Raw genomic sequence first — 16,264 nt, 5'->3', positions numbered from 1 at the left:
CGATTCAAGCCAGTTAAAGCGCGCAGCAAGCGGTCTTGTGTCAGCACCCGTTCAATATCCAGCATTTGCTTATCCCATTTCTGCCTTCTATTCTTGCTTATTTCCCGACAAGTCTATTACCTGATGCGTATGATCCAGAAACGACACCGGAAGTTGGAGAGTTGGATGAATTAGAAACTTTTGTTGGCTCAAAAAAACAAAATCTGGCTGTGGACTGCAGTTGACCACTTTCAGCAGGGCATTTTAGGGTGGGTCGTAGGCGATCATAGTGCCGAAACGTTTGCACCGTTGTGGGCTATCGTTAAGCGTTGGCAGTGCTACTTTTATGTGACTGATGGATGGTCTGTTTACCCTGGATTGATTTCCCCAGGCGATCAAATTGTGAGCAAAACCTACATGACCAGAGTGGAGGGAGAGAACACCCGCCTGCGCCATTATCTAGCTCGGTTACACCGCAAGACGTTGTGTTATTCCAAATCCGTAGCGATGCTGAAGCACTCGATTCGATTGCTACTGCACTACCTCAAGTTTGGAGACGTGCCCGTTCCACCTTAAATCATATTCCTGTTCAGCAACGCCACAAATTCCTCATTGTCCCAAGCGTTGATCTGTCCGGGGCGCGGAATGAAGGGAGCATCAGGAAACTTCTCCTTCAGTTCGGGCAGGATGACTCCATTGGGACCGTCCTCAAAGCTAGTGCTCAAAACAGTAGGCAGGTTGAAAAACTCGGCTACACTTGCTAGCGCTAGCACATTATTTTTGAAGTCGGCGGCACCAATATCACGCACAAGCGAGAACAGTCCAGTTTGGTGATCCACCAGTAGAACCGCAGCATTATTCTTATCTAGACGATTGTACTTGAATGTAGACATTAGGTAATTCTCCTATTTGAGTGATTGGTGAATGAGGAATTGCAGAATGAAATCAAAAGCTAAACATCTCTGCTTGTGCTTTTAAGTGAAACGTCTGTTTACCCTCAAGGGTTGATGACGTAAGCGATCGCGCCATGAACTAAGTCTGCAAGACAACGCCAAATTTCATCACTTAAGCTCCGCAAGTTAAGCACAGAGTTAAGATTTTCGTGTCACGTGCCCAAAGAGCATTCGCCCAGTTGCACCTTGAATATTCATGCCTTCAAGCATGAAACCGTGCAATTTGCTTGCTCAATCCATTTGCATGACTGTTTGCACAAATTCAATATAGGTGGTCGCCTTCAAGCTGTCGCCTACAGCAAGTTAAATTCTTTACAGTGCAAATTGATAGAGTAACCATGCCATCGCAGAGTAGAAGGCTGGCTCTAACTTAAGTTAGAGTCCGAATTTGATCGAAAGTACATTCATACAACCGATCGACCATCAATGTCTGAATGCAAAATCCGGTAGCGATGTCCCAGACCTTTGATGTGGGCGAGACCTGTTTGCCCCCGGATGAAGCGGCTGTCACTACGAGCTATTGCCGTGAACCGACGACAGACCCTGGCTGCCTCAACGCTTCAGCAATACAGCTCTCGATTCCGAGGCAGCCTGCGGGAGATCTTGAATCTGAAGCCCTAGTCCCCTAAGGGACAGCAATTTTTCAGGCACTACTCGACTATTGAGAAGCGCCTGCTGCTGTTCCTCAACAATGAGACGGTGCCGCCGACCAATCATTCCAGTGAACAGGCAATGCGCTGGAGCGTGGTTTTTCGCAAGGTCACCCATGGCTTTTGCTCCGATTGGGGTGCGGAGTTGTTCGCCCAGGTGTGGTCGTTGGTGAATACGGCTCGCCGTCAGAGTATCTCTGCCTTCCAGGCTATTCCCCATGCCCTTGCCTCACACCAGTCTGAGTGGCTACTGAGTTGAGCAATTACAAGTCAGGATATAAAGACCTATACAAGGAGCTTTATATCCTGAATTTTGGCAAGCGATATACTTTGGGAAACGGATGACAGTCCTTCATCGGGGAGCATTCAATGATTACCCTGCCTGGAATTACTATCCACAGCAAAATCTATGAGAGTTTAGCTTCTTTGGTGTATCGGGGCATCAGAGAGCAAGATAACTGTGCAGTGATTGCCAAAGTTCTCAAGCAGGATTATCCCTCTCCTCAGGATTTAACTCGCTATCGGCAGGAGTATGAAATTACTCGCTTTCTCAACATTGAAGGCGTAGTCAAGGCATACAGCCAGCAAGACTACCAGCGCACGCTGGTTCTTCTTTTGGAAGACTTTGGTGGAGAGTCTTTAGAATGCTGGATGCGGCAACAATTAGGCTTCTCTCCCATGCCGCTGTCGGTTTTTTTGAATATGGCGATCGCCATTACGGGTACTCTAGGCAAAATCCATGCGGCTCATGTCATCCATAAAGACATTAATCCTGGCAACATTGTCTTTAATCCGAGGACTGGCGTGGTCAAAATCATTGATTTTGGCATTGCCACTCGCTTCAGTCGTACCAATCCTACATTCAAAAGTCTCCATCTCCTAGAAGGAACCCCTGCCTATTTGTCGCCAGAGCAAACCGGGCGAATGAACCGGATGCTCGACTATCGCACCGACTTTTATTCACTGGGTGCAACCTTCTACGAACTGTTGACGGGACAATTGCCGTTTCCCACCAGTGATCTCCTGGAACTAGTTCACTGTCACATTGCTACACCGCCGATTCCCCCGCATGAATTGAATGCCACGATTCCTCAACCTGTTTCAAACCTAATTTTGAAACTGATGGCAAAAAATGCGGAGGATCGCTATCAAAGTGCCTGGGGCATCAAAGCAGATCTAGAGCGCTGTGCCCAACAACTGGCGGAAATGGGTCAGATTAACACCGTATCGTTGGGACTGCAAGATGTTTCCGAGCAGTTCCGCATTCCTCAAAAACTATATGGGCGAGAAGCGGAGATTGCAGCATTATTGGTGGCGTTTGACAGAGTGACGGGGAATCGGGAATCGGGAGCCGGGAATCGGGAAAAACACCCTACACCCTACACCCTACACCCTACACCCTCATGCAGCGAAATGATGCTGGTCTCCGGTTATGCTGGCATCGGCAAAACGGCATTGGTGCAGGAACTCCATAAACCGGTCACCGCAAAGCACGGCTATTTTATCTCTGGCAAATTTGACCAATTTGGGCGCAATATTCCCTACAGCGCGATCGTCGATGCCCTGCAAAAATTGGTGCAGCAACTCTTGGGAGAACCCAATGAACAGGTGGAAGTATGGCGATCGCGTCTACTCACGGCTTTGGGAAGCAACGGACAAATTATCATAGATGTCATTCCCGAAGTTGAGTTCATTATTGGCAAGCAGCCACCTGTGCCCGAAGTTGGAGCAACAGAAGCACAGAATCGCTTCAATCTCACGTTTCAAAAATTCGTGCGGGCGTTTTGTGCAAAAGAGCATCCCCTAGTCATTTTCTTAGACGATCTACAGTGGATCGATTCTGCGACGTTGAAGTTAATCGAACTCATCTTGCTTGATGCGCAAATCCAGTATCTGTTTTTGATCGGAGCCTACCGAGATAACGAACTGGCTCCAACGCATCCGTTGGTCTTAACGCTAGAGAGCCTGCGAAACCAGGGAGCAGTATTTCAAGAAATCACCCTGACCCCCTTAACACTGGAACCGTTGAGTCAACTGATAGCTGAGACATTACATCACAATCCTGATACCGTTCGTTCTTTAGCCCAAGTCGTGTTGCGTAAAACCGAGGGCAACCCTTTCTTTGTGGGTGAATTTTTGAAGCTGCTGCATAGCGAAAACCTGTTGACCTTTGATGCCCAACAGTTGAGTTGGCAGTGGAACCTAGCTGAGATTGAAGCTCAAGATATCACCGATAATGTGGTGGAGCTGCTGCTGCGTCAGTTGCAGAAATTGCCGGAAGCAACACAGCAAATTCTCTCCATCGCCGCTTGTGTTGGGTCTGAGTTTGATTTAGAAACGTTGGCGCTTAGCGCAGAGCGCAACTCCGAAGGAACCGTTTGCGAAAAATCACCGAAAGCAATTTTCCAGGATCTACTAGCAGCAATACAAGCAGGATTAATTCAACCTCTGTCTGACTTGGATGAAGACTTGTTGGTTCAAGAGTATAAGTTTCTGCACGATCGCGTTCAGCAAGCGGCTTATGCCCTAATTGATGAATCACAGAAACAGGTTGTTCATCTTCAAATCGGTCGCAATTTGCTCGAAAAAACTTCACCAGAGCAACGATCTGATCGGTTGTTTGAAATCATCGATCATCTCAATCAAGGACTTGAGCTAGTCACTGCTCGATCAGAACGAACTGAAATTGCCAGATTGAACTTAAGGGCAGGTCAGAAAGCAAAGGCAGCAACGGCTTATGAAGCAGCTTTTAAGTATTTCACTATAGGGCTTAAACTCCTCAATTCAGAGAGTTGGCTCAGTGAGTATGACCTCACCTTAGCGTTGTACTCAGAAGCAGCAGAAGCGGCGTATCTCCAGGGTTGCTTTGATGAGATGGAACGGTTGGTAGAAGTGGTACTCGATCGTGCCAAAACAGTGGTTGACAAAGTGCAGGTTTACGATAGCAAAATTCAAGGATATTTGTCGCAGGGCAACCTGAAAGAAACACTCAAAACTGGATTGGAAGCGTTAAAGCTCCTGGGAATAGATTTAATAGAAAATCCAAGTCAGTTAGATATTCAAAGGGAATTGGAGTCAACGGCTGCATTACTCGCTGAGCGAGAAATCGAAGACTTGAGTAATTTACCAGAGATTGCTGCACCAGAACCACTGGCAGCTATAACAATCTTATCGAATATCGGGTCTGCTGCATTTATAACGTTACCAGCACTGTGGATACTGATTATATGCAAAACGGTAAATTTATCAATCACCTATGGTAATGCTATCTGGTCACCGATGTATTATGCTGCCTACGGATTTGTTCTATGTGGAGTTGTTCAAGACATTGAACTCGGCTATAAATTTGGTCAATTGGCTCTTACCTCGGCAGAACGATTGAATAACAAAAGAGGCAAGGCTAGAACCCTAAGGTTTTCGGGTACCCATATCCTGCAATGGAAGGTGCATCTTAGGAACATAATACCAATGCTGGCTGATACCTATCAAAGTGGAGTGGAAACTGGAGACTTTGAATGTGCTGGTTATGCTGCCTATAACATATGCTATAACTCGTTTTCTGCTGGAGAGGAACTCACCCAACTGGAACAAAAAACAGCAACCTATAGCAAAGCGACCAATCAAATCAGACGGAAAAGCCCCTCGAATTGGCTTGCAATAGTGTGGCAGACAATTCTTAATTTGTTAGATAGATCTGAGAATCCCAGTCGCTTAGTTGGTCGGGTTTGTAATGAAGAGGAGGCGTTATCACACGCTACTGCAGTTAAAGATAGAACTGTAATTCAAATACTCTATTTACACAAAGTCATGTTGTGTTATCTATTTGAAGAACACCATCAAGCTGTACAGACTGCTATTTTGGCAAGGCAACATTTTGAAGAGGTGTCAGCAATAATAAGTCTACCTATATTCTGTTTCTATCATTCGCTGGCGCTTTTGAGCCTATTGCTCGATGCTTCAAACTCTGAAAAATCAGCTTGGCTAAACTGCGTTAACACCAACCAAGAAAAAATGCAGAAATGGGCAGAACACGCCCCAATGAATTATTTACATAAATTTTATCTAGTCGAAGCAGAGAAAGCACGAGTCTTAAGGCAATTTCTTGAGGCTGAAGAGTTTTATGAACAGGCGATTCAAGGAGCCAGAGAAAATGAATATATCCAGGAAGAGGCGTTAGCATACGAATTGGCTGCAAAACATTATCTAGCGCGAGGTCGGGAAAAGATTGCTCAGATCTACATGAAAGAAGCACACTACTGCTATGAAAGATGGGGCGCAACTGCTAAAGTCAAAGATTTAGAAAAACGCTATCCACAACTACTCAATTCCAACCTGATTCGGCAATCGAACTCAATCTTGACCGCTAAAACGACCCTTCATCCGACTGCGGCGATCGATTTGGCTGCGGTAATGAAAGCAGCTCAAGCTCTTTCAGAAATAATCCATCTCGATCAATTGATCGCCACGTTAATGCAGGTGGTGATAGAAAATGCCGGAGCCGAAACAGGCGTTCTAGTGCTCCTAGAAGACGATCAACTCACTGTGGTGGCTCAGTGTAGTGGGAGTAGACAGTGCAACCTGGAAAAGATCGCTGTTACTGACTGTGCAACGATTCCTGTCCCCGTCATTTACTCAGTAGAACGTACTCAAGAAACTCTGGTGTTTGATGATGCAGTCAGTGAACCATCTTTTTTGACTGATCCTTATATTCAAAAGCAACAGACGCGATCGCTCCTGTGTATGCCAATTCTCAAGCAAAGTCAGATGATCGGCATCCTTTATCTGGAGAACAATCTCAGTACCGGAGTGTTTACCCGCGATCGCTTACAAGTCCTCAAACTGTTGATGGCTCAGGCAGCAATTTCACTGGAGAATGCTCGGTTATATGAACAGTTAGCAGACTATACCGAAACATTGGAAAGAAAGGTAGAAGAGCGAACTCAATCCCTACAGCAGGAAATCGCTGAACGTCTACAGACCGAAGCCGCATTGAGACAAAGTGAAGCGAATTATCGCAACCTGCTACAAACCGCGAATTCCGTTATCATTCGCTATGACACGCAAGGACGAATTCACTACATCAACGATTATGGAGTGAAATTGTTGGGCTATGAAGAACATCAGATTTTAGGGCGAACCCTATTTGAAACCATCATTCCAGACATCGAAACCTCTGGACGCGATGTCAAACCCCTTGTTCATAATTTACTTCGCAATCCTCAATCGTACCCGCAAAGCGAGGGTGAAAACCTGTGTCGAGACGGTCGACGAGTTTGGATGTCCTGGTCGAATCAAGCCATCTTCAATGAACAGGGAGAGGTCGTTGAAATCTTATCGGTGGGCAATGACACCACCCAGCGTAAACAAGCAGAAGAGGCTCTACAACGCAGTGAAGCTAAATTCCGAGCTATCTTTGCAAACTCCCAGGTTGGCATCTACCGCACCCGCATTGGTGATGGGTTAATTCTCAATGCCAATCAATGCTTTGCCAATCTGTATGGCTTTGACTCACCAGAGGAGATCATTGGGATTGAACACACCGCAGGCTACTATGTCAATCCCAGCGATCGCCAACAATTCCTTGAGTTGCTGAAGCGGGATGGGGAAGTGCGAAACTTTGAAGCCCAGGTGCGGAAACGAGATGGGACATTGTTTTGGGTACTTTTCTCTTCTTATCTGAATGCAGCCGATGGATACATCGAAGGGGTGGTTGTAGATATTAGCGATCGCAAACAGGCAGAAGCCGCGCTGCAAGCCTCTGAAGCAGAACTGCGAGCGCTCTTCTCAGCCATTCCCGATCCGCTGTGTGTTTACAATGCTGAAGGGCAAGTGATCGACGCAATCCCAGGAAATCCATCCTATGGAGAGGAGTATATAAAGGAATATATTGGTAAAACACTGCATCAACTCTATGCCAAGGAACAAGCTGATGAATTCCTGAATTATATTCAGCAGGTGGTGAAAACCCAACAAGTACTCACCGTTGAATACACTGAATGCCAGTGGATAGCTGGACGAGAAGTCTGGTTTTCGGCTCGCATTGCCCCGATTCGGCACGAACAGGTGATTTGGTTGGCGCGAGACATTACGCTGCAAAAGCAAGCAGAAGCAGCCTCAATTTTAGAGGAGCGCAACCGCATGGCACGCGAAATTCACGACACACTCGCTCAGTCGTTTACAGGCATTCTGGCTCAGGTCGGAGCTGCAAGCCAAGTGCTAACGGATGATGTAGAAGCAACTGGGGCACATCTAGACCTGATCAAAGAATTGGCGCGAACTGGACTGGCTGAAGCACGTCGATCGGTCGTCGCGCTGCGTCCTCAGCTTTTGGAAGAAGGCAATTTACAGAGCGCTCTCCATCGTCTCATCGCTCAGACTAGAGCTGCCGCAATGGATACTACTTTGCACTATGAGATCGAGGGGGCAGTGTATGCTCTCCCTACTGAAGTCGAGAATAATCTACTGCGGATGGGGCAGGAAGCATTAACCAATGCGATTAAACATGCCAATGCTGATGAAATTCGAGTGGAGCTAGTCTACGATCGCGATCAGGTTTGCTTACGCGTGAGAGACAATGGGCAGGGCTTTGGAGTGGGGAATATTCCAGCCTCTGAGGGTTTTGGCTTACTCGGCATGAGCGAACGGGCAGAGCGCATCGGCGCACAACTCACGATTGGAAGTCAACCTGGGCAGGGAACAGAAATTATTGTCACCGTCAATCGGAAGTAGCATCACGATGAGCCAAGCCACAACCATTCGAGTTCTAATTGCGGACGATCATGCCATTTTTCGGCAAGGATTAGCCACGATTATTAACCGTGACCCTGATATGCAGGTGATTGCCCAAGCTGAAAATGGGGAACAGGCGATCGCGCTATTTGGGGAACATCAACCGGATGTTACACTCATGGATTTGCGAATGCCGGAAGTGGAAGGAGTTGCCGCCATCGGCGTAATTTGTGCGATCGCTAAATCTGCTCGGATTATTGTACTGACCACGTATGATAGTGACGAAGATATTTATCGAGGATTGCAGGCAGGCGCAAAAGGATATCTGTTGAAAGAAACTGAACCTGAAGAGCTTCTGAATGCCATTCGTACCGTTCATCGGGGTCAGAAGTACATTCCGCCCGATGTGGGAGCAAAGTTGGTACAGCGGCTCAGCAATCCAGAACTGAGTGAACGAGAACTAGCAGTACTCCGCTCACTCGCACAGGGGATGAGTAATGCCGATATTGCGGCGGCTTTGAGCATCGGTGAAGGTACTGTCAAATCTCATGTCAATCGCATTTTGAATAAGTTAGATGTTAGCGATCGCACTCAAGCTGTGATTGTTGCTGTTAAACGCGGCATTGTGAATTTGTAGGATGTACTTTCGATCGAATTCGGATTCTAACTTAAGTTAGAGCCAGCCTTATACTTTGCGATCGCATAGTTACTCTATCAATTTGTACTGTAAAAGCGTTAACTCACTATAGACGACGGCTTGAAAGCAATCTCCTATATTGAACTTATTCCGAAAGAAGCTGAGTACTAGAACTGGACACGCCCCAGATAGCTAGGAAAAAACGACATTGATTGAATTTGAATCAAAAAGGAGACAAACCCATGAGCAACACCATCGACACAATGATCGATCCTAATGACAGCGTGCTGCTGCTGATTGCTCATCAGAGCGGACTCTTCCAACTTGTGCGTGACATTGAACTCCCAGTCCTCCGCGCCAATACCACCCCAGTGTGCGGCATGTGCCGTGCGGAGAAGACCTTACAGGAGTAATGAAATGAAAGGCAATCAAACAATCAACGCAACACAACAGAGCCGCCGAGACTTTGCTGGGCGCGCTGGCCGAGCAGAGTTTGACGTCATCATCGTCGGTGGCGGATCCGCCGGCGCAGTGCTGGCCAATCGCCTGAGTGCTGATCCATCTCGCCGTGTCTTGCTGATCGAAGCGGGCAAGGCCTATCCCCCAAACGCCTATCCCGACCCAGTCCGCCGCCAGGACCTAGTGGGTGGCGATCCGCAGCACGACTGGGGCTTTTACAGCGAGCCTGGCGTGCTGGGCAGAAGGCTTCAGCTCAACCGCGGCAAGGTGCTGGGTGGCTCGTCTGCCATCAACGGTGCAGTGGCGATGCGGGTGCCGAAATACGACCACGATCGCTGGGCCAAGGCGTATGACCTCGACGCCTTGAACTGGCAAAGCTCGCAGGCCTTCTATCGTTCGCTGGAGCGTACCTCCGGCACTGGCGGCGACGGCCGCGACGGCTGCGTCCCCATCCACCAGCTCGGCGATGAAGAAGTGTCTGACCAGCATCGCGACTTCATTGCGTCGGCACTGGCTGCGGGCTACCAGCGCACATTGGGTTTTACGACGGGGCAGCCGCTGGGCGTTGGTCCCTATGTGATGAATACCCGCATGGGTGTGAGGCTTAACACAGGAATGACCTTGTTGGGCGATGCGGTGCGCGCCCGACCTAATCTGACCATCCGCGACGAGACGCTGGTCGATGCCGTGTTAATGGAGCATGGCCAGGCCCAAGGCGTCCGACTGGCTGACGGGGCGATCATCCTAGCCGGTGAAATCATTCTTTCAGCGGGCACCTATGTCAGCCCGGCGATCCTGATGCGTTCCGGCATTGGCCCCTCTAAGGTGCTGCGAGGCCTTGACATCCCGGTCGTGTCCGATCTGCCGGTCGGTCGCCGTCTACAGGATCACCCGATGGTTCCGACCGTCTGGTCGATTCGCAAGGAAGCAGTAGGCCTTCCGTATCCACCCATCGGCGCAATGCTGTGGACGGCATCCAACCACGCGACGAACGGCGAGGCAGATCTGAACATCAGCACCGCGACCCTGCCCGACGGTGGGCAGACTTCCGACGGCGCGATGTTCCTGCTGTTCGCTGCGCTCGTGAGACCGCGTTCCGTGGGTTCCCTCACCATCGCCAGCCGTGATCCCTATGCTGCGCCCATCATCGATCTCGGCTTCCTGACGGACAGCGGTGACCGCGAGCGCTTGGTCGATGGTGTCGAAGTCATCCGGAACATTGCGCGTCAGCAGCCTTTTGCCGATATGGTGGGTGCAGAACTGGCGCCGGGCGCGGCAAAGAGCGACCGCGCTTCGATCAACGCCGCGCTCGCGACCTCTGTGCAGAGCTATCAGCATCCGACCTCCACTGTACCCATGGGCGGACCGCGCGATGCCGGGGCCGTGGTGGATATTGACGGGCACGTTCGTGGCGTCAAGAGCCTGCGAGTCGTCGATGCCTCGATCTGGCCTGACGTGCCCTCCGTCGCAACGGCTTTCCCGACCATGATGCTGGCCGAAAGCATCGCTGCCCGGATGGCCTAAGAGAAGTACGCAATCAGTGAAAGCAACCCCGCCCGAAAGAGCGATAGCTCTGAGATTTGCCGCAGGGGCAAGTCAACATCATCAACCCCAACTTGGACACAATCACATGAAACAAGATCATCTCACAAGCGACGTCACGCTCGCCACCGCCGCACCCGCACACACGCAAGAGGCTGGCAAGGGTCTGACCGCAGCGCAATTGCTGAAGCGCAGTCTGGACACTTTCCTAGCCAAAGATATTAAGGGCTGGGCTGAACTCTGCGACGAAAACGTCGTCGTCGAATTTCCCTTCGCGCCCGACGTGGCGACCAGAAAGCTGATGGGCCGAGCGGCTATCTACGAGTATTTGAAGAACTATCCCAGCGTCATTGACGTGCAGCGGACTCCCACGTTGAAGATCATTGCTACCGACGACCCCAGCATGGCCATTGCCGAATGGAGCGTCTCAGGCCGGGTGATCAGCAACGGCAATCCCTATGAAATGAGCTACGCCACGTTTGTGACTGTCAAGAATGGGTTGATCGTCAATTACCGCGAGTACTGGGACCCGATGGTGTTCATGGCAGCCATGAGCGGCGCAAAGTTCTGGTGACCTTGGCGAGTTGCTAAAACCGTTCGTGTTCCTTGACCTAGCCAGTTTTGATACCACTGTGGGGAACCCTTGGTTCCCCATGCACCCGCACTCCGGCATCGCGACGCTGACGTTCATGACTCAGGGTAACTTTCGCTATGTGGACACGACCGGTCAGCAAGGCGTTTTGGCGGCTGGCGGTGTTGAATGGATAAAGGCAGGAAACGGCGTGTGGCACTCAGGCACCCCCGTTGGCGACACGCAGGTTAAAGGCTTCCAGCTCTGGATCGCCTTGCCCGCTGCGGAAGAAAACACGCCTGCGCATAGCATCTACCTGGCTCCATCCGACGTGCCGCAGGAAGGGCCTGCGCGGGCACTGCGTGGGCGCTATGGCGAGGCGCAAACACTGGCGCAGATGACATACCTCTCCGCCTCCATACGTCGTAGCCAATGCTTGAATTTCTGTTGACTTTCCATCGCAATATATTCAAAGGAATTTACGTTGATTGGCTACGGATTGTTGCGATCGCGCAGCGTGTGCATAGCACGTATCGCCTTTTCCAACCAATCTAAATAAGTCTGTTCCCGTTGCTTCACTAAGTCCAAAATCAGTCGATGCAGTTCTTGTTCACGCGATGCAGTCGGATTACTCAAAGATAGAGCCTCGATCACCTCACACTGGGCTAGCTTTTCTTGCCGTGCTTCCAGTTCCTGCTTTAGCAAATCCACGATAGCCTCATTAGGCAACTGAGCTGCAAAATAGAGTTGCACCAGCAACGGCTCTCGCAACACGGGCAACGGATGATGCGTCTGAAGCCAGTGGGTTAACTCTGCTTCGCCTGCTTCGGTAATCCGGTAAACCTTGCGATTGGGGCGATCGTGCTGAATCTCAACGGTACAGGTAATCCACGCCTGTGACTCCAGTTTGTCTAAAGTCCGATAAATCTGTGCCTGATCTGCTGGCCACAGATGGGAAATGCAATCGTCAAAGCACTCGGTTTTGAGGTCGTAGCCGGTTCGCTCCTGTTGTTGGAGCAGACCCAGAATCACATGGGCAAGAGACATAGGCGGTTTACCGAACGAACAGGGAGGACAAGCCCTACCCATAGAATTTATATCCTTCTATGTTAGTATATGATTAATCACATATAGGAAAAGTCTTATAAACTGTCTGCCTGGAGGCAACTGTATGACAACTCAAACTCAAACACTCCGAACCGTTGCTGGAATCATTAATAGTGTAGAAACGCTTGAAGGAGCAGGCTTCCTGGTGCGTCGTCCCTTTCCTAAGAGCAGTTTCTCTGAGTTTGATCCGTTTCTCCTTCTCGATGAATTGGGTCCTGTGAATCTGAAGCCCGGTCAAGCAAAGGGCGCACCGGATCATCCCCATCGTGGCTTTGAAACCGTCAGCTACGTCCTGGATGGACGGCTGGAACACAAGGATTCGGTCGGTCATGCCGGACTGCTCAATCCCGGTGATGTGCAGTGGATGACCGCTGGGGCAGGCGTAGTGCATTCCGAAATGCCAGAAGCTGAGTTTACCCGCACAGGTGGGCGACTGCACGGCATTCAACTGTGGGTCAACTTGCCGCAGCAGGACAAGATGATTGCTCCTCGCTATCAGGAAATTCCATCAGTGCAGATTCCAGTGGCTCAGACCAAAGATGGGTCCGTGACAGTGCGCGTGATTGCGGGAGAAGCGTTGGGGGCGAAAGCGGTGATTGAAACCCGCACTCCGATTATGTACTTGCACTTCACGCTCCAACCGGGAGCAAGCATGGTTCAACCGGTACCGAAAGAGTACAACGCCTTTACCTATGTCCTCGATGGGTCTGGTTTGTTTGGCACTGAGCAGGAACGGGGTGAGGATGGGCAAATGGTGATTTTTGCACCTGATGGTGAGGAAGTGGCGATCGCTAATCCTGCGGATGCCACCCAACCCCTTGATCTACTGCTAATTGCTGGAATGCCACTGAATGAACCTGTGGTGCGCTATGGTCCTTTTGTGATGAACACTGAAGCCGAAATCCTGCAAGCGATCGACGATTACCGAAATGGAAGGATGGGACACATTCATGCTTAACACGCTTCAAAACCGCATTACCCAACATCAACTGCTGACCAATATACGCATCAAGTTATTGCATTTGCATAAACTGTTGTTGGATACAGAGCGTATTCGTTACGAACAGGTGCGCGGACGGGTTTCTAAAGGTGAATTGCTGCAACTAGCGATCAATCACGATCAATTTGCCTGGTTGCATCGCCTCTCAGAATTGATTGTGCAAATTGATGAGTTAATCCACTCTGATGAGCCTATCACCTCAGAGGCGATCGCTGCTCTCATTGCTGATGTTCAGATTCTACTCACACCTGATGAAGTTGGAAATGACTTTGCTGTGAAGTATGATATGGCACTTCAGCGTAACCCCGATGTGGTGCTAGCTCATGCTGATGTGGTCACACTGCTAGCGACTAAAGTTCAACTATAAATGAGCAGTCGTCCAGGTTAAATTTAATCTGGACGAACTGCTTTTATGCATTGTGTTTACCGAGTCGTAAGCATTCGCGACGTGTTCAGGTGTTTATTGATTTCCTGATTCAACGATTTGGGAATCCGCCCTATTGGGAGAGAAACGTTTGACTGATGATACTACCTACTCTGATAGTCACTACAAACTGATGTACTCTCAAACAAATCAGTGTATCCGATTCTAACTTAAGTTATAACCAGCCTTCTACTCTGCGATCGCATAGCAACTCTATCAATCTGTACTGTAAAACTTTTAACTCGCTATAGACGACGACTCGAAGGCAATCTTCTATATTGAATTTATGCAAATAGAGATGCAGTCAAGTGATCGAGTAAGTTAATTGCAAGGTTTCCTGTCTGATACGAATGTAGAAAGATGAGCGACGATCGTAGCCACAGGTCTTTACTTGTACCACCTTCAACTCAAGATTGGATGCAAGGTGTGCTAAGTACAAGAGTCGTGCTGGTGATGTATGGAGACTATCAATGCCCTAGAAGTGCAAACGTTTACAAGCTGATTAAAGCGATAAAACGAGAGCTTAGTGCTGCTTTTGGAGAAGATTATTTATGCTTCTTCTTCCGTCATTTTCCACAAGCACAGATTCATCCCCATGCTCAACGGGCAGCCCAAGCAGCCGTTGCCGCCGCCGCCCAAGGACAGTTTTGGTTAATGAGCGATACCTTATTTGACCATCAACAAAGGTTGGAGGACGGTTATCTTGTCGAGTACGCCAATGATTTAGGGCTTGATATTCCTCAATTTCTCAAAGAGTTGTCTAAACAAGTGCATGTCGATCGCATCAATGAAGATATTGAAGGCGGAATAGAGAGTGGAGTGACGATTACCCCAGCCCTGTTTATCAATGGAAGTCGGTATATCGGGCGATGGAACACGACGGAGTTGATGACTGCCATAATTGCTGCAAGTCAGTAAGCTCCCCGATCTTTGCTTCCAATTCATATCTGATTTATCTGTAAGTGCTGTAAGCCATCTAATTTTGATGGCTAGATTTTGCCTGTTTCACTGAACAAAATTGCCACTTTTTGAACCATGACAACAGTTACCATACCAACAACTGAATTCCTGAGTATTGATTTAGTCAATTACAAATCGGTATTTCATTGAGGATAGTTCTATGACGCATTCACTAGTACAAGGCAAGAATAATTCTGGGCATGAAAGTACACCTCAGACTGATTCTCTTCGCGACTCCTCAGTTAATCATGCCCTGATTGCGATCGCACAACAAGTCACTGAGTTGCTGAGACAAACTTATCCGATACAAACTGATGAAATTGAAATAGGAGAAACAGAATGATACTGCAAGATAAAGTGGCGTTAGTCACCGGAGGCACATCGGGAATTGGCAGAGCAACTGCGATCGCTTATGCCCAGCAACAAGCAAAGGTGGTGGTGGTTGGTCGTCGAATGGATGAAGGTGAAGAAACAGTTCGATTGATTCAAGAAGCTGGCGGAGAAGCGATTTTTGTGCAAGCAGATGTCACAAAAGAAGCCGATGTTGAAGCAATGGTTGATAAGGCGGTTGGCGTTTTTGGTCGGTTAGATATTGCCTTTAATAATGCAGGAATGGTCGGCGAAAACCCCTCATTGATTGAGCAAACAGAAGCTGAATACGATCGCATTATGAACGTCAATGTCAAAGGCGTTTGGTTGTCGATGAAGCATGAAATCGCTCAGATGTTGAAACAGGGAAGTGGTTCGATCGTCAATACATCATCTGGGGCTGGAGTCATTGCAGTTCCTACCCAACCCCTTTACACCGCGAGTAAACATGCAGTAGTCGGTTTAACAAAAGCTGCTGCGCTCCAATATGCCAAAGCAGGTATTCGCATCAATGTCGTTGCACCAGCAGCAATCGAAACAGATATGTTTGAAGCAGCTACAGGTGGGCAGGATGAGGTCAAAGCTTACATAACAGGACTCCACCCGATCGGACGAATTGGAACACCGCTTGAAGTTGCAAATGCAGTTCTGTTTTTATCATCTGACCTGGCGTCGTTCATAACAGGTGAAACGTTGATGGTAGATGGTGGGTATGTAGCGCAGTAGTCGATCGGCAGTGCGAAATGTTTGATACAGCACTTCAAGCGACTTATACCAATTCAATAAATACCTGCTACAGATAAAGCATTGAGAATGTAATCCCAACCGGTTAAAGACGCAATCGTCTGGCGTTGCAACTGCTGCAATTGCTGAGTCAACTCTTC

General features: G+C 48.9%; 11 protein-coding genes and 5 pseudogenes. 14 read left to right on the top strand and 2 right to left on the bottom strand.

Translation table 11 applies throughout. From position 1 onward, the window contains the following. Positions 1–113: 113 nt before the first annotated feature. Positions 114–555: pseudogene (locus NDA02_RS26890) on the top strand (IS1 family transposase); the annotation flags it as partial. Between the two features lie 23 nt (positions 556–578). Here NDA02_RS26890 and NDA02_RS26885 read toward each other — a convergent pair. Then, positions 579–872 (bottom strand): annotated as a pseudogene (locus NDA02_RS26885) (hydrolase); the annotation flags it as partial. A gap of 494 nt (positions 873–1,366) precedes the next feature. Between NDA02_RS26885 and NDA02_RS26880 the strand changes: the two are divergent. The 8 genes and pseudogenes from NDA02_RS26880 to NDA02_RS26845 all read left to right on the top strand — a co-directional run. Next, positions 1,367–1,561 carry a hypothetical protein gene (locus tag NDA02_RS26880; protein ID WP_348256233.1) on the top strand — a complete coding sequence of 65 codons (195 nt, stop codon included), beginning with the start codon at positions 1,367–1,369 and terminating at the stop codon, positions 1,559–1,561. Positions 1,562–1,577: 16 nt separating this feature from the next. Beyond that, positions 1,578–1,841, top strand: a pseudogene (locus NDA02_RS26875) (transposase); the annotation flags it as partial. Between the two features lie 110 nt (positions 1,842–1,951). Beyond that, a complete protein-coding gene (locus NDA02_RS26870; RefSeq protein ID WP_348256232.1) occupies positions 1,952–8,311 on the top strand; it encodes a PAS domain S-box protein in 6,360 nt (2,119 codons plus the stop codon). Between the two features lie 7 nt (positions 8,312–8,318). Beyond that, complete coding sequence (locus tag NDA02_RS26865) at positions 8,319–8,948, top strand: response regulator transcription factor (protein WP_348256231.1); 630 nt, start codon at positions 8,319–8,321, stop codon at positions 8,946–8,948. Between the two features lie 242 nt (positions 8,949–9,190). Further along, positions 9,191–9,310: pseudogene (locus NDA02_RS26860) on the top strand (hydrolase); the annotation flags it as partial. Between the two features lie 55 nt (positions 9,311–9,365). Beyond that, positions 9,366–10,931, top strand: coding sequence for a GMC oxidoreductase (locus NDA02_RS26855; RefSeq protein ID WP_348256230.1), 1,566 nt, complete (start codon positions 9,366–9,368; stop codon positions 10,929–10,931). 106 nt (positions 10,932–11,037) lie between these two features. Next, positions 11,038–11,523 carry a nuclear transport factor 2 family protein gene (locus NDA02_RS26850; RefSeq protein WP_348256229.1) on the top strand — a complete coding sequence of 162 codons (486 nt, stop codon included), beginning with the start codon at positions 11,038–11,040 and terminating at the stop codon, positions 11,521–11,523. Beyond that, positions 11,513–11,911 (top strand): annotated as a pseudogene (locus NDA02_RS26845) (pirin family protein); the annotation flags it as partial. The gene NDA02_RS26850 and the pseudogene NDA02_RS26845, both read left to right, overlap by 11 nt. A gap of 101 nt (positions 11,912–12,012) precedes the next feature. On the opposite strand, the gene NDA02_RS26840 reads toward NDA02_RS26845, so the two are convergent. After that, complete coding sequence (locus tag NDA02_RS26840) at positions 12,013–12,567, bottom strand: PadR family transcriptional regulator (RefSeq protein WP_348249814.1); 555 nt, start codon at positions 12,565–12,567, stop codon at positions 12,013–12,015. Between the two features lie 124 nt (positions 12,568–12,691). On the opposite strand from NDA02_RS26840, the gene NDA02_RS26835 reads away from it, so the two are divergent. The 5 genes from NDA02_RS26835 to NDA02_RS26815 all read left to right on the top strand — a co-directional run bounded on the left by NDA02_RS26835 (position 12,692) and on the right by NDA02_RS26815 (position 16,106). Beyond that, the gene (locus NDA02_RS26835) at positions 12,692–13,585 is read left to right on the top strand and encodes a pirin family protein (RefSeq protein ID WP_348249813.1); all 894 of its coding nucleotides are present in this window, start codon (positions 12,692–12,694) and stop codon (positions 13,583–13,585) included. Beyond that, a complete protein-coding gene (locus NDA02_RS26830) occupies positions 13,578–13,994 on the top strand; it encodes a hypothetical protein (protein ID WP_348249812.1) in 417 nt (138 codons plus the stop codon). The genes NDA02_RS26835 and NDA02_RS26830 overlap by 8 nt, the downstream gene beginning before the upstream one ends. Positions 13,995–14,411: 417 nt before the next feature. Continuing rightward, positions 14,412–14,969, top strand: a complete 558-nt coding sequence (locus NDA02_RS26825; RefSeq protein ID WP_348249811.1) for a DsbA family protein — start codon at positions 14,412–14,414, stop codon at positions 14,967–14,969. Positions 14,970–15,171: 202 nt separating this feature from the next. Then, the gene (locus tag NDA02_RS26820; RefSeq protein WP_348249810.1) at positions 15,172–15,354 is read left to right on the top strand and encodes a hypothetical protein; all 183 of its coding nucleotides are present in this window, start codon (positions 15,172–15,174) and stop codon (positions 15,352–15,354) included. Beyond that, positions 15,351–16,106: an SDR family oxidoreductase gene (locus NDA02_RS26815; protein ID WP_348256228.1), complete on the top strand. Its 756-nt coding sequence runs from the start codon at positions 15,351–15,353 to the stop codon at positions 16,104–16,106. Before NDA02_RS26820 ends, NDA02_RS26815 begins: the two co-directional genes overlap by 4 nt. The last annotated feature ends 158 nt before the right edge of the window (positions 16,107–16,264 follow it).

Source organism: Leptolyngbya sp. ST-U4, from assembly GCF_039962215.1.
Taxonomy (GTDB): domain Bacteria; phylum Cyanobacteriota; class Cyanobacteriia; order Elainellales; family Elainellaceae; genus Leptolyngbya_A.
Note: the sequence above shows the minus strand (reverse complement) of the source record. Positions and strands in the feature narration are given on the sequence as shown.

Bases quoted from the DNA above. Each gene is read 5' to 3' on its own strand.
- NDA02_RS26830 (WP_348249812.1), top strand. From the start codon at position 13,578: ATGCTTAACACGCTTCAAAACCGCATTACCCAACATCAACTGCTGACC.
- NDA02_RS26865 (WP_348256231.1), top strand. From the start codon at position 8,319: ATGAGCCAAGCCACAACCATTCGAGTTCTAATTGCGGACGATCATGCC.
- NDA02_RS26840 (WP_348249814.1), bottom strand. From the start codon at position 12,567: ATGTCTCTTGCCCATGTGATTCTGGGTCTGCTCCAACAACAGGAGCGA.
- NDA02_RS26870 (WP_348256232.1), top strand. From the start codon at position 1,952: ATGATTACCCTGCCTGGAATTACTATCCACAGCAAAATCTATGAGAGT.
- NDA02_RS26835 (WP_348249813.1), top strand. From the start codon at position 12,692: ATGACAACTCAAACTCAAACACTCCGAACCGTTGCTGGAATCATTAAT.
- NDA02_RS26820 (WP_348249810.1), top strand. From the start codon at position 15,172: ATGACGCATTCACTAGTACAAGGCAAGAATAATTCTGGGCATGAAAGT.
- NDA02_RS26850 (WP_348256229.1), top strand. From the start codon at position 11,038: ATGAAACAAGATCATCTCACAAGCGACGTCACGCTCGCCACCGCCGCA.
- NDA02_RS26815 (WP_348256228.1), top strand. From the start codon at position 15,351: ATGATACTGCAAGATAAAGTGGCGTTAGTCACCGGAGGCACATCGGGA.
- NDA02_RS26880 (WP_348256233.1), top strand. From the start codon at position 1,367: ATGCAAAATCCGGTAGCGATGTCCCAGACCTTTGATGTGGGCGAGACC.
- NDA02_RS26825 (WP_348249811.1), top strand. From the start codon at position 14,412: ATGAGCGACGATCGTAGCCACAGGTCTTTACTTGTACCACCTTCAACT.
- NDA02_RS26855 (WP_348256230.1), top strand. From the start codon at position 9,366: ATGAAAGGCAATCAAACAATCAACGCAACACAACAGAGCCGCCGAGAC.